The organism is Gilliamella sp. ESL1225, assembly GCF_058502635.1.
Genome location: NZ_CP196358.1, coordinates 1,998,365 through 2,012,083 on the forward strand (window position 1 = coordinate 1,998,365; position 13,719 = coordinate 2,012,083).

Here is a 13,719-nt window from a genome sequence, read left to right on the forward strand (position 1 = left end):
ATCAACAATCTATTATCTAATGTTACAAAACCTTATGGATCAAATAAGTGCTTAAATTCAAAGTAAAATCGTAATAATTAAACTAAATTTTAGTTCAAAAATTTTAATTAGAAAAATTCTCTACAAATATCATCATCTCAAAGATCATCTTTACGTTTCAAAAGAAACTGTTTTAAAAACTGCTCAATGCGAATAGATCCCATTGGCTGAGACAGGCAAATGATCGATGTAGCTCATTTAAGGAGATTTTAATATTTGCATGGTTTTGATGGTTATTTAACTCTTCTAAATATTTATCAAAACAGTTATTTATGTAGTTGGTATCCATTTTACCGGTATTTATTTCCGTTAAATAACCACTGACATCAAAAGACACATCAATGCCACCTGCACCAATACTTTCATCTTTTAGACTAACTCTTTTTAACGCAAAACGAGGTTCAAGTAAGTTTGTTCGTTTATAATTAGCGTTAACTAACATTTTTTATCATTTTCAGTAAAGGAATAAACCGATTGCTTCCTAATAAAGCTAGCCTTATACCTTTAAAAATACTGCCTAATTAGCTGATTTTAAGCATAATCATACAGATGATTACAAAAAAAATCTATAAATGTTATCACTATCGATATACCATAAGTGGGTCATTATATATGATGCTTTCTTTTTTGCTATTGAATCAAAAAATAACTATTACTAGCAAAAAGTAATTTTAGCGTTTAGAAAGATTGGAATTGTGGATTAGTAAACTTTTCTATCTCTTCATATTGCGACATTTGAAGGAATGTCGTATGATTATATTTGAAAATTTTTTATTGAAAAGATTTCATTATAAATATAATTTTCTTCAATAAGATTAACTTTACGGAAAGTATTTTTTTCTCAACCCATTGTTCATTTTCAAAAACATATATTTGACCTTCGAATAATTCTTCACTAGGTAATTTAATGTGCATTGAGTTTGCTGGAAGTTCAACCCCTTCTTGTTGGTAGTAGTTTTCTTGTTTATATTTAAAGTATTTGTCCCATTTATCATAATGGGAAATCGTTACATATCTAGCATTAATCATAAAATTTTATAGGCTTTCTTTACCTTTTAGGACTATGAAATTATAGGCTATATTTATGTAGTCCTTAATCTTAATATAGTCTCAAAAAATCTGAATGCAAATGTGCCTATTGATACTTACTGAATAGCAAAATAGGCTTGAATTCTTGTTATTAAAGGATTTGAGTGTTTTAAAGGAGTTAAAAGAATGTTACTAAATATTGAATTGGTGCCGTGGGCGGGACTTGAACCCGCATGCCCGATGAGCACTACCCCCTCAAGATAGCGTGTCTACCAATTTCACCACCACGGCGCCGTTTTATTCTGGAATGTCAGACGTTGGGCTAGTATTTTCTGTTTTTTCGGACGGAATAATATCGTTAACCTTATCGCTTGGTGTCTTTTGATTATCAGTTGTCACAGTATTTTGCTGTGTTGTTCCTTGATAATATATATTATGGCGACCGCTAATATTAGCTAAAATAAGGCTAAGAATAAAAAACACAATACCTAAAATTGTTGTTAAACGTGTTAAAAAATTGCCATTACCTGATGAGCCAAATAAAGTTGCAGAAGCCCCTGCACCAAAAGATGAGCCCATATCTGCGCCTTTGCCGCGCTGCATTAAAACTAATATAACTATTGCTAATGCAATAAATAAATATCCTACAATTAAGATTTCGTACATTTTAACCTGTCAAATTTATATATTAACAACAGAAATTATTGATGCGAAATATTAGCGAAAGAGAGACCAACAAGCAAGTAAAATTTAAATATTGTTGGTCAATTATAAAAATTTATTTTTAAATAACATCAAAAATACATCTAGTTTGTTTATAAAGGAGAATTATTTCTATTTTATTTCTAAACCTATCAAATAAAACTACCCTTTACAAACAGCATTTGCATTTAGACCTATATTTATTCCCATTGCACCAACTTGTCCTATCCAAGCATCAATACCATAATAATAAGTCTGTGATGAAGATTGGTAACTATCGCTTGTTATATACCAATAATAGTTATTTGCCCAGTTAGATTTTGGATAATTTTTTTGATTGACCATACCCCATTCGGCTAATACACCTTGATTAATTGTTCGTGTATATAAATCCCATTCTAATGGCAGAATTGTCCAGGAAGGAGAGGCATTAGGTGTATTAGTCATGTCTGCTCTAGTTGGCAAATGATTATAACCACCACAAACTTGCGCAGCTTCAGCAACTGTATAATAATGTTCACCTTGCGGATATACCCACGTTTTAGTAGGATTAAAACTGTAAGTGTGAATAATATTATTATCAGGTTTAAACGTAGCGCTGATTGTTACTACACCAGATGGCTTACTGTTTAAGAGTACATTTCCTTCAGCATCAACAGAGACACTCCCGGCTGGCGTTGCATTCACACTATAAATCCAATCTGATTGTGCGCCGGTCATAATTAACTGAAATTGCGCGCCAGGAAACCCACTTGTTGGAAATTTAGGATTTGCAAAAGCATAAAAACCATTATTTGGATCAAATACAGCTGAATCATATCCCCCCCCACATGTAGGATTTCTTTTTTCATATCCAGGCTTATTCCACCCTTTAAGCTCCCTTCCTCCCTCACCAACATCGTTATAAGATGCAGGTATATCAGGAAATCCAGTTAAAACACAATCCGTTCTTCCCTTATATTGAGTTATATCTGCCCCTCCCCATGTTCGATTTGGATCAGCAATTATTTGATTTGGTTTTACAAAGCAAATATTTGAAGACGTATTAATTTGATACGTTTTAGTCAATTGATAAATATCACTATCTTTAGGTAAACCATATTCAGAATGAACTTGTATATTATCTACTGTTATAGATAAGGTAAGGGGCATTTGTAGACCACTATTACAACCAATAATTTTATTATATTGTGATATCGGAATTTCCTTACCAGAATGTTCAAACCATTTATAGGTAGTAGTACCTATCGAAAAAGTTCCAGGGCCAGATGTTTGCTCGGCATCGCCATCATTATCTAAATAATTTAAAGACGAAGTAAGATTTAAATCAGCAAGTATAAAAGATTTAATATGAAAATCGTTTAGCGTATATTTTCCATTAAATTCTTTGGGTATTGTACTTATAATATTACCGGACTTTTCATTATAAAACGTATCTCCTACTGTAAAACCTAGATTATTTTCAGCAGAATGACTTATAAAAATAGGACGAGTGCCATAAATAACGTTAGTGGTTATAGCCGAAAGTGATGCGCTAGCAGGATGGGATAAAAAGAAGAGGAAATTAATAAAAGCTAGGACTAAATATACGCTGTGCTGTGCTGTGCTGTGCTGTGCTGTGCTGTGCTGTGCTGTGCTGTGCTGTGCTGTGCTGTGCTGTGCTGTGCTGTGCTGTGCTGTGCTGTGCTGTGCTGTGCTGTGCTGTGCTGTGCTGTGCTGTGCTGTGCTGTGCTGTGCTGTAAAACATGATTATTTCCTCTAATTAAATGTCAAATTATTTCTTTATTTTTACTATCATTAAATATAAGTTTATATGTATCATCCAAATACATGCATTTAAACGAAATTATATGCTAATCTTAGTTTGCAATTTTTCCAATTTTTTTGATTATAATAATCAATGATTCGTTTTTTATTAAAAAGCAGTATAATGACGCCATTTTTATACAAAATACGTCGTTTATGAAATTTATAGTCAAATTATTCCCCGAAATAACCATTAAAAGTGATTCTGTCCGTTTACGTTTTATTAAAATTTTAACAAGCAATATTCGCAATATTTTAAAACATCATATTAGTGAAATTGCCGTTATTCGCCATTGGGATTTTATTGAGGTTCGACCAAAAGTCGAAGGAATTAATGAACAAATAATTGATTTATTATCAAAAATCCCCGGCATTCATCATATTTTAGCTGTCGAAGACCACTCATTTACAACTATGCATGATATTTTTACTCTCGCCAATACTTATTATGCACCTTTAATTGCAAATAAAACGTTTTGTGTCAGGGTAAAACGTCGTGGTAAGCATGATTTTACCTCAATTGAAGTTGAACGTTATGTTGGTGGAGGATTAAATCAGCATGTCGAATCGGCAAAAGTAAAATTAACACGTCCTGATATTACGGTTAATTTAGAAATCGATCACGATAAACTTTTATTAGTTAAAGGTCGTTATGATGGTATTGGCGGATTCCCAACAGGGACGCAAGAAGATGTGATTTCATTAATTTCCGGTGGGTTTGATTCCGGCGTATCAAGTTATATGTTTATTCGTCGTGGTTGCCGGGTTCATTATTGCTTTTTTAATCTTGGTGGTAAAACACACGAAATTGGCGTAAAACAAATGGCTCATTATTTGTGGAATCGTTTTGGCAGTTCACATAAAGTTCGCTTTATCGCTATTGATTTCTCACAGGTTGTTGGTGAAATTCTTGAAAAAGTTGATGATGGGCAAATGGGTGTTATTTTAAAACGGATGATGATCCGAGCAGCGTCACAAGTAGCAAAACGCTATAATATAGAAGCTTTAGTTACTGGAGAAGCCTTAGGGCAAGTTTCAAGTCAAACATTAACCAATTTACGATTAATAGATAATGTTAGTGATACATTAGTATTAAGGCCTCTTATTACCACCGATAAAGAAACGATTATTAATCTAGCACGTAAAATTGGTACCGAAGATATTGCAAAAACAATGCCTGAATTCTGTGGTGTTATTTCAAAAAATCCAACAGTTAAAGCTATTAAGGAAAAGATAGAAGCCGAAGAACAACATTTTGATTTTGCTATTTTAGATAAAGCCGTTTTAGAAGCCGAGAATATCGATATACGCGAGATAGCAAAACAAAGCGATACCCAAATCGAACACGTTGAAGTTGTTCGTGAATTATCTGCAAATCATATAGTCATTGATATTCGCTCACCTGATGATCAAGAAGATAACCCTATTGATCTACCTAATGTAACGATTAAATCCATTCCTTTTTATAAACTTTCAACACAATTTGCTGATTTGGATCAATCAAAAAACTATTTACTTTATTGTTCTCAAGGAGTCATGAGTAAATTACAAGCGCTTTATTTAATTGAGCAGGGCTTTAAAAATGTAAAAGTATTTAAAGTTAATTAAACACTAATTACTTTTTTAACTATATAGTATAGATAGATAAAATAAAACTAAGTAAAAATATGCCATTTTACTATTAAATAGGATTGCTTTCATATGCATCTAAATGATTAATAATATTATTTAATATGTAAGATAACATTATAAAATTACTAGATAATCAAACAGGAATATTATATTTAAATAATCTAAATATCAATATATAACTAAATGCCGGCAGTTGCTTAATCACTCATTATAGGTATAATAAAATCAAAAATATAATGCCTATAAATAATATAAAAAATAAAAACAAAGAGGATTGGAATGAATAAATTACTTCTCGTGGATGACGACCCAGTTATTGCATCATTACTTAAAGAGTTATTGGAACTTGAAAATTTTCAAGTTGAAATTGCCAATAATGGCATGCAAGCATTAGAGAAATTTAATAGTTCGTTTGATCTTATTTTGCTAGATATTATGATGCCTGAAATGAACGGTTTTGGTGTTCTTTCTCAACTACGAAATAAATATAATGTTCCTGTTATTTTTTTAACCGCCAAGAATAATGAATTTGATAAAATTATTGGATTAGAATTAGGTGCTGATGATTATATTCAAAAACCATTTAATGACCGTGAACTTATTGCGCGTATAAAAGCATTGTTACGTCGTAATGTTTGGAATAATAATGCTATCAATGGAGGAGAAAAAAAACAAATCTATACTATTGATAAACTCATGGTTAATCCCCTTCAACAAACCGCTTATTTCGAAGGTCAATGCCTTAATCTCACTTTTACAGAATTTCAAGTATTAGTGAAACTACTCGAAAATGCAGGCTCTCTTATTACACGTGAAACGTTATGTAAAACAATATTAGGTAAGAATTTTATACCGACTAAACGCTCTGTTGATGTACATGTATCGAATTTACGACATAAACTACCAAAACGTCACGATGGTTTACCTTGGATTAAAACATTACGATTAAAAGGTTATCTATTAGTAACGGATCGTGATAATAACGAAATGTTTAGTTAAAATATTTCTTACTATAAGTATAGCGGTACAATTATGAGGATGTTTGATCGTTTAACTTTTAAAATATTTACTCTATTTTTATTAACTGTTACATTTTTCTTAGTGTTATTAACAATATTACCTCGCTTTGATATCCGTAATATTTCCGCGCTAACAAAAGCACAAAAAATTATGGGAGATTCAGTTGCGAATAAAATATCATATGATTTATCTAATTCAGAAGATACTTTTCCGAGTTGGATGAAACTTATCATTGTGATGAATAAAATACAAAAACCAGAACAAGATTTATTCATTATCACACCATTCGATCAAATAATTACAAATGAAACTCAAGACATTCCTCTTATTAAAAATTTTATAAAACAACCACAAAATATTATTGAACCTGCAAAAAAAATTTATCATTCAAAAGAAGTTTTAGGTCCTTTTTCGGTCAAATATAAACAAGATATTTATCGATTATATATTTTACAACCCGCCTCAAAAACACAGCCTAATTTTGTTAATTTGATATTTGATTCGCCGTTTTTATTGTTAGGGTTAATTATGTTAATCAGTGCACCTTTATTATTATGGTTAGCTTGGATGATTGCTAAGCCTGCTAATCGCCTAAAAAAAGCGGCAGAGCAAATCGCGTTAGGTAATTTACAAGAATGGCCTGAACTTGAAAAATTAGGATCATATGAGTATAAAGCAACCGGTGTAAGTTTTAATCGAATGTTACGAGAATTAAAACGTATGCAAGAATTACAAAAAAGCCTATTTTCGAACATTTCACATGAGCTGCGTACTCCACTAACACGTTTACAACTTGCAATATCATTATTACGTCGTTATCAAGGGGAAAGTAAAGAAGTTACCCGTATTTATAATGAAGCACTAAAAATTAATTCAATGATTGGCGATCTTTTATTACTTTCTAAACAACAATATCTTAATAATGAAATTAAAGAATATAAATCGATTGATGAGCTGTTTAAGCAGGTGTTAGATAATGCTCTGTTTGAATCAGAACAAATCGGTAAACAGCTTATTATCAAAAATAATCCTCCTAATACAAAAATCTTGTGTTATCCCTTTTCTTTATGTAGTGCTTTAGAAAACATTATCCGTAATGCTTTTCGCTATTCATATCATACAATCGAAATAAATTTTTCAATTCGATATCGTACTATGATAATTACCATTGACGATGATGGACCGGGAGTTGCAGAACAGGAATTAGAAAAAATCTTTATCCCGTTTTATCGAACAAGTGAAGCTCGTGAAAAAGAATCAGATGGTGCAGGTATTGGACTTGCGATTGTCGCAAATTCCATCACACGTAATAATGGAATTGTTAAGGCTGAAAAAAGTAACTTAGGTGGATTAAGAATTATGATAGTATTGCCTCTTTCGAACTAAGTCTAAACTTAGATTTTATGTTTATTTTAGTAAAAAAAGACTATCAAATTATTACTATCAAATAAATTGATTATTAATTGTATCACTTCAACCTTAAGAGAATTATACGTGTTAAACATTGTATTATTTGAACCAGAAATACCCGCTAATACGGGTAATATTATTCGTCTTTGTGCTAATACGGGCTTTAATTTACATATCATTGAGCCGATGGGATTTTTTTGGGATGATAAAAAATTAAGACGAGCTGGTTTAGATTATCAAGAATTTGTAGATGTAAAACGTTACAAAAATCTTGACCATTTTTTAGATAGTCAGCAAATTAATTTACAAGCTCAACTATATGCTTTAACAACAAAAGGGCATAAATCACACTGTGACGTTAACTATCAAGCTAATGATTTTTTAATGTTTGGACCAGAAACTCGTGGGATCCCTAATGTTATTTTAGATAAGATGCCGCAAGATCATAAAATTCGTATTCCTATGCTGCCCATCAGTCGTAGCATGAATTTATCTAACTCTGTAGCAGTTGTTGTTTATGAAGCTTGGCGACAATTAGACTTTGAAGGTTCGAAAAACACGCTAGGATCATAAAAATAAAAAGTGGAGCTTAATGCCTCCACTAAAATTTATACAACCTAAATCGATACAAATAATTTATAAAAATTATTTTACTCGAGAAACATATTCACCATAACGAGTATCTACTTTTAGCACTTCGCCAATTTGAATAAATAAAGGAACGCGGACAACAGCACCTGTTGATAAAGTTGCCGGTTTACCACCTGTGCCTGCAGTATCACCTTTTAAACCAGGATCGGTTTCAATCACTTCTAGCTCTACAAAATTAGGCGGCGTTACCGCGATTGGTTGCCCATTCCAAAGCGTTAAAATACATTCTGCTTGTTCAACTAACCATTTTGCATTATCACCTACTGCTTTTGCATCTGCTGATAATTGTTCAAATGATTCATTATTCATGAAATGCCAAAACTCACCATCAGCATAAAGATACGTTAAATTCATATCCATGACGTCAGCGGCTTCAACAGATTCACCTGATTTAAATGTTTTATCAACAGTTTTACCAGAAAGTAATTTTTTAATCTTTACGCGGTTAATGGCTTGTCCTTTACCTGGTTTATAAAATTCATTTTCAACGATGACACACGGTTCGCCATCTTGCATTATTTTTAGACCGGCTTTAAACTCATTTGTACTATAAGATGCCATAAAAGCTCCAACAATTATTTATTCTGAAATTAAAAAAATGAGCCATATTATACAGCAAAACATTGAACTACCCAATAAAGAAGCATGGATTTTTGAACTGGCAAATGTTATTACGGATATTCATACTCTTTATCAATATTTAGATATTGATCCAAATACTATTTCATCAGAAATGTTACTTGCTAAAAAGCAATTTGCTCTACGCGTTCCACTTGCTTTTGTAAATCGTATGCAAAAAGGTAATATCCACGACCCTCTCTTATTACAAGTTTTATCAAGTGAAGCTGAATTAAATAACTTGGATGGTTTTACTAAAGATCCCTTAGCAGAGCAACATAATGAGATTCCTGGTCTATTGCATAAATATTATAATCGTGCCCTTTTAATGACCAAAACAGCTTGCGCGATTAATTGCCGCTATTGCTTTCGCCGCCACTTTCCCTATCAAACAAATCAGGCAAATAAAAAAAATTTATACTCAGCTTTAAAATATATTGCAGCTCATGACGAACTTGATGAGATTATTCTTTCAGGCGGTGATCCCCTTATGGCAAAAGATCATGAAATGGCGTTTTTAATTCATGAATTAGAAAAAATTGATCATATAAAACGTTTACGTATTCATACCCGTTTAGCTGTTGTGATTCCCTCAAGAATTACCGATAAACTTTGCCAATTATTTAATCAAACTCGATTACAAATTATTCTTGTTACCCATATCAATCACCCTAATGAGATTGACAATAATGTAAGTATTGCCATGGAAAAATTAAAACAACATCGAGTTTATTTACTAAATCAAAGTGTGTTGTTGAAAGGCGTTAATAATGACGTGGCAATTTTAGCAGAATTAAGTAAAAAATTATTCTCAATTGGAATATTACCTTATTATTTGCATCTTTTAGATAAAGTGCAAGGTGCCGCTCATTTTTGGGTAGATGATGCCGTTGCTAAACAACTAATGCAACAATTGGCCAAACAATTATCGGGTTATTTAGTTCCTAAATTGGCTCGCGAAGTCGGCGGTGAAAAAAGTAAACGCATAATAACATGGAATGATTAATGATTAAACTTAAGCTAAATTATTAGATGATAAAAAATAAACCATTAGCTTTATGATATCTACCATTTATCAATGAAAATCTCATTGACGAATAACAAAATTGACACTATAATTTCGACCTCTTTAATTTTTGCCGTAGATTTATACTCTACGACTTGTTGATAAACTAGATTTGGATATAAATCGTCATGAAACGCACATTTCAACCATCTGTATTAAAACGCAATCGTGATCACGGTTTTCGCGCTCGTATGGCTACTAAAAATGGTCGTCAAGTTCTTGCTCGTCGTCGTGCAAAAGGCCGCGCTCGTTTAACTGTTGCAAGCTGATTTACACTAAGTGATTAAATTCACTTATCCACGGGAGTTACGGCTGTTGACTCCCTCTGATTTTAATTTCGTTTTTCAAGAATCCCTTCGTTGTGGTTCACCTTATCTTACCCTAATTTCACGTAAAAACCATATTAATCATCCTCGTTTAGGCTTTGCGATTGCTAAAAAACAAGTAAAACGAGCGCATGAACGCAATAGAATTAAGCGTTTGGCAAAAGAGTATTTTCGTTTGCATCAACATCAGCTTCCAAATATTGATTTTATTTTGATGGCAAAACAACCGGTTATAGAAATAACTAATGAACAATTTTTGATAACATTAGATAAACTATGTCACAAAATAATCCAAAAGCAAATGGGCTAATGAGCGGCATATACAAGTTACTTCATCAACATGTGCTTGCGATTAAATTATTAATCATTAATTTGTTTGTTTTAATTATACGTTTTTATCAAATTATAATTAGTCCACTTTTGGGACCCAAATGTCGTTTTACACCATCTTGCTCACAATATGCAATAATTGCATTAAAGCGATTTGGATTAATAAAAGGTGGTTGGCTAACGGTTAAACGTGTATTAAAATGTCACCCTTTACATGACGGAGGTGAAGATCCTGTCCCTCCGAATACTAAAAACTCTAGAGAATAAAATAATGGCATCTCAACGTAATATTTTTGTTATTGCTTTACTGTTTGTATCTTTTTTAATATGGCGAGCTTGGCAACAAGATCATGCTCCTTTGCCACCACAAACAAACCAATTAAACCAGCAACTCAGTAGTGGAGACGAAGCGGCGCAGTCTGAACTTGCTAAATCGATCACGATAAAATCAGATGTATTATCTTTAACGGTTAATACTTATGGCGGTGATATCATATCGGCTCAATTATTAAAATATGAGCAAACAAGACACTCAGGTCAACCTTTTCAATTACTAACATCTCACCCTGATTTTGTTTATATTGCAGAAAGTGGGTTAACTGGTAAAGATGGTCCAGATAATGCTAGCCAAGGTAAAAAAAGACCACTTTATCAAACTAATCAATCCGAATATATTCTACAAGATGGTCAAAATGAATTAAGCGTTCCTTTTACATATAGTGTTAATGGCGTTACTTATACTAAATATTATATTTTGCACCGCGATAGTTATGCTATTGATGTCCAATATGATATTAAAAACCAAAGTGATTCGCCAATTGAAGTTGCAATGTATGGCCAGTTAAAACAAACCATTAATTTACCTCATGATGCAGTAAAAGAAGGCGGTGGCGGTTTAGGTTTAAGTGCTTTCCGTGGCGCGGCTTATTCGAGTTCAAGCAGCAATTACAGCAAATATAGTTTTGATGATATTAAGGACAAATCCTTAACGATCGAAACACAAACGGGCTGGATTGCAATGTTACAACATTATTTTGCTTCAGCTTGGATCCCAACGCAAAATCAGAATAATACGCTTTATTCACGTGCAACAGCCAAAAATACACAAGCAACTATTGGTTTTCGTGGTGAAACAACTGAAATTGCACCTAACACTAACCAAACGATTGAAGCAAAATTATGGTTAGGTCCTGAAATCCAAAATCAATTGAAAGAAACTGCCAATCATCTTGATTTAATTGTTGATTACGGTTGGTTATGGTTTTTATCACAACCTTTATTTTATTTATTAAAATTTATTCAAGGCTTTGTTGGTAACTGGGGCGTCGCGATTATTATTATTACCTTTATTGTGCGCGGAATTTTATTCCCGCTAACGCGTGCTCAATATACGTCTATGGCTAAAATGAAATTATTACAGCCACGTTTACAAGCCTTAAAAGAACGTTATGGTGATGATAGACAAAAAATGGGGCAAGAAACCATGGCGCTTTATCGACAAGAAAAGGTAAATCCCCTCGGTGGCTGTTTACCTTTATTAGTACAAATGCCTATCTTCTTAGCACTGTTTTACATGTTAGGTAATAGTGTTGAATTACGTCATGCACCATTTATGCTTTGGATACAAGATTTATCTGCGCAAGATCCTTACTATATTCTGCCATTATTAATGGGTGCGACAATGTTCTTAATCCAAAAAATGTCACCAACACCTGTCTCAGATCCTTTGCAACAAAAATTAATGACTTATATGCCTTTAATTTTTACAGTATTCTTTTTATGGTTCCCATCAGGGCTTGTTCTTTATTATATCGTTAGTAACTTATTTACCATTGTTCAACAGCGTATAATTTATTGGGAACTCGAGAAAAAAGGGTTACACGAAAAGAAAAAAAATAAAAAATGACTTTGATTAACCATAATAAAAAAAGGAGGGACTTACCCTCCTTTTTTTATTTTAATTAATTTATTTGATAACAATTTAGATTAATTAATTATATATTGATTTAAAGTTACACTTATTGATTACTCGTTTGTTCTTGTCGATTAATTATTTGTTCAGGTAAATATTCAATCGTACGTTTTAAATTATAAAATATATCTACGCCACCTTCGACAATATGACATTTTGCTGTTGTCCAATCATTATTTTTATTATAACCTAAATAGGTACAGGTATCAGTACTTACAACCTTAGGATCTCCATTATCATTTTGTGCAATTTTACCTGTTTCATCTAATTCATAAATATTGCGAATTGACTTTTGTAGACGTTGCTTTTTATCATAAACAAAATTTTTACTTCCTCTAAAATAAATCATCGCCTCTTCTTTATCTGAGTCAGAGTTTTTAAGTTCAGTGTTTTCAACACGATTATTTTTATAATTAATAGAGTTAGTATAAAAACCCTCATTGCTAGCGAATTGATATATGGCGATATAACTCAAATTAACATCATTATATATTGTATCGATAACAACTGAATCATTAAATTCAGGATCTTTCAAGTTTAAAATATTACCTTTATCATCCAATAACATGGTGTACGATTTTACATCGCCATCATGTTCAAAATTATATTCATTATTAGCATAATCTACATTGGCTTTAAATTCCGGAAAAGTATAACTAATAATATAACCTTTATTATCATAATTAATCACTTTATTCTGGATGTTGTCTCTACCAATATCTTGATAAACAATATCGATATTTTGTTTTTTAAATAGTTTTTGAAAAGGTAATAATTCTGGCTCTATATGAAATAAATGATTATTCTGAATTTCAGCGGGTAAAGTAATAATTTCTTGCCCATTACATGCCACTAACATAAAAGTAGATGAGCATAAGCTCAATAGTAAAATGCGGTAATTAGTTTTCAAAATACTTCCTTAATATATTTCGATGAATTTCATTATAAATTGTATTAAACTCATATAATTAATTCATTAATTTGTTTTTCCAATAATTAACGAAACATGAATTATCTAATTATTATTAAATTATTCATGTTTAGATTAGATCATAAAAATAGTTAAATATAAAGTAAATTTTTTGTGATGCAAATAATTATCTCTTCATAATTAAGAT

Annotated in this window: 15 protein-coding genes and 1 tRNA gene; 9 read left to right on the forward strand and 7 right to left on the reverse strand. The window is 31.8% G+C overall.

The features are described 5' to 3' along the window. Nucleotides 1–172: 172 nt before the first annotated feature. From ACSYSW_RS09135 to ACSYSW_RS09155, 5 genes are all read right to left on the reverse strand, one after another. Nucleotides 173–481: a hypothetical protein gene (locus ACSYSW_RS09135; RefSeq protein WP_491705349.1), complete on the reverse strand. Its 309-nt coding sequence runs from the start codon at nucleotides 479–481 to the stop codon at nucleotides 173–175. A 329-nt stretch (nucleotides 482–810) separates the two neighbouring features. After that, nucleotides 811–1,068, reverse strand: coding sequence for a hypothetical protein (locus ACSYSW_RS09140; RefSeq protein ID WP_491705348.1), 258 nt, complete (start codon nucleotides 1,066–1,068; stop codon nucleotides 811–813). Between the two features lie 205 nt (nucleotides 1,069–1,273). Continuing rightward, nucleotides 1,274–1,359, reverse strand: a tRNA-Leu gene (locus tag ACSYSW_RS09145). 6 nt (nucleotides 1,360–1,365) lie between these two features. Continuing rightward, a complete protein-coding gene (secG, locus tag ACSYSW_RS09150) occupies nucleotides 1,366–1,734 on the reverse strand; it encodes a preprotein translocase subunit SecG (protein WP_491705347.1) in 369 nt (122 codons plus the stop codon). A 198-nt stretch (nucleotides 1,735–1,932) separates the two neighbouring features. Beyond that, a complete protein-coding gene (locus tag ACSYSW_RS09155; RefSeq protein WP_491705346.1) occupies nucleotides 1,933–2,922 on the reverse strand; it encodes a hypothetical protein in 990 nt (329 codons plus the stop codon). 810 nt (nucleotides 2,923–3,732) lie between these two features. Here ACSYSW_RS09155 and thiI point away from each other — a divergent pair. From thiI to trmL, 4 genes are all read left to right on the forward strand, one after another. Then, nucleotides 3,733–5,184: a tRNA uracil 4-sulfurtransferase ThiI gene (gene thiI, locus ACSYSW_RS09160; RefSeq protein ID WP_491705345.1), complete on the forward strand. Its 1,452-nt coding sequence runs from the start codon at nucleotides 3,733–3,735 to the stop codon at nucleotides 5,182–5,184. A gap of 303 nt (nucleotides 5,185–5,487) precedes the next feature. Beyond that, nucleotides 5,488–6,207: a response regulator gene (locus tag ACSYSW_RS09165; protein WP_491705344.1), complete on the forward strand. Its 720-nt coding sequence runs from the start codon at nucleotides 5,488–5,490 to the stop codon at nucleotides 6,205–6,207. 33 nt (nucleotides 6,208–6,240) lie between these two features. After that, the gene (cpxA, locus tag ACSYSW_RS09170; protein WP_491705343.1) at nucleotides 6,241–7,614 is read left to right on the forward strand and encodes an envelope stress sensor histidine kinase CpxA; all 1,374 of its coding nucleotides are present in this window, start codon (nucleotides 6,241–6,243) and stop codon (nucleotides 7,612–7,614) included. Nucleotides 7,615–7,722: 108 nt separating this feature from the next. Beyond that, complete coding sequence (gene trmL, locus ACSYSW_RS09175) at nucleotides 7,723–8,211, forward strand: tRNA (uridine(34)/cytosine(34)/5-carboxymethylaminomethyluridine(34)-2'-O)-methyltransferase TrmL (RefSeq protein WP_491705342.1); 489 nt, start codon at nucleotides 7,723–7,725, stop codon at nucleotides 8,209–8,211. Nucleotides 8,212–8,283: 72 nt separating this feature from the next. On the opposite strand, the gene efp is transcribed toward trmL, so the two are convergent. After that, nucleotides 8,284–8,850 (reverse strand): elongation factor P, encoded by a 567-nt coding sequence (gene efp, locus ACSYSW_RS09180; RefSeq protein ID WP_491706256.1) that lies wholly within the window; start codon nucleotides 8,848–8,850, stop codon nucleotides 8,284–8,286. 37 nt (nucleotides 8,851–8,887) lie between these two features. Between efp and epmB the strand changes: the two genes are divergently transcribed. The 5 genes from epmB (at nucleotide 8,888) to yidC (ending at nucleotide 12,535) form a co-directional block, all read left to right on the forward strand. After that, nucleotides 8,888–9,913 (forward strand): EF-P beta-lysylation protein EpmB, encoded by a 1,026-nt coding sequence (gene epmB, locus ACSYSW_RS09185; protein WP_491705340.1) that lies wholly within the window; start codon nucleotides 8,888–8,890, stop codon nucleotides 9,911–9,913. Between the two features lie 188 nt (nucleotides 9,914–10,101). After that, nucleotides 10,102–10,242, forward strand: a complete 141-nt coding sequence (rpmH, locus tag ACSYSW_RS09190) for a 50S ribosomal protein L34 (RefSeq protein WP_491705339.1) — start codon at nucleotides 10,102–10,104, stop codon at nucleotides 10,240–10,242. Between the two features lie 10 nt (nucleotides 10,243–10,252). Further along, nucleotides 10,253–10,609 (forward strand): ribonuclease P protein component, encoded by a 357-nt coding sequence (gene rnpA, locus ACSYSW_RS09195; protein WP_491705338.1) that lies wholly within the window; start codon nucleotides 10,253–10,255, stop codon nucleotides 10,607–10,609. Further along, on the forward strand, nucleotides 10,609–10,896 hold the full coding sequence (yidD, locus tag ACSYSW_RS09200; RefSeq protein ID WP_491705337.1) for a membrane protein insertion efficiency factor YidD: 288 nt from the start codon (nucleotides 10,609–10,611) through the stop codon (nucleotides 10,894–10,896). The genes rnpA and yidD overlap by 1 nt, the downstream gene beginning before the upstream one ends. 4 nt (nucleotides 10,897–10,900) lie before the next feature. Then, a complete protein-coding gene (yidC, locus tag ACSYSW_RS09205; RefSeq protein ID WP_491705336.1) occupies nucleotides 10,901–12,535 on the forward strand; it encodes a membrane protein insertase YidC in 1,635 nt (544 codons plus the stop codon). Between the two features lie 112 nt (nucleotides 12,536–12,647). Here yidC and ACSYSW_RS09210 read toward each other — a convergent pair whose 3' ends face one another. Beyond that, the gene (locus ACSYSW_RS09210; protein ID WP_491705335.1) at nucleotides 12,648–13,511 is read right to left on the reverse strand and encodes a hypothetical protein; all 864 of its coding nucleotides are present in this window, start codon (nucleotides 13,509–13,511) and stop codon (nucleotides 12,648–12,650) included. Nucleotides 13,512–13,719 lie beyond the last annotated feature (208 nt).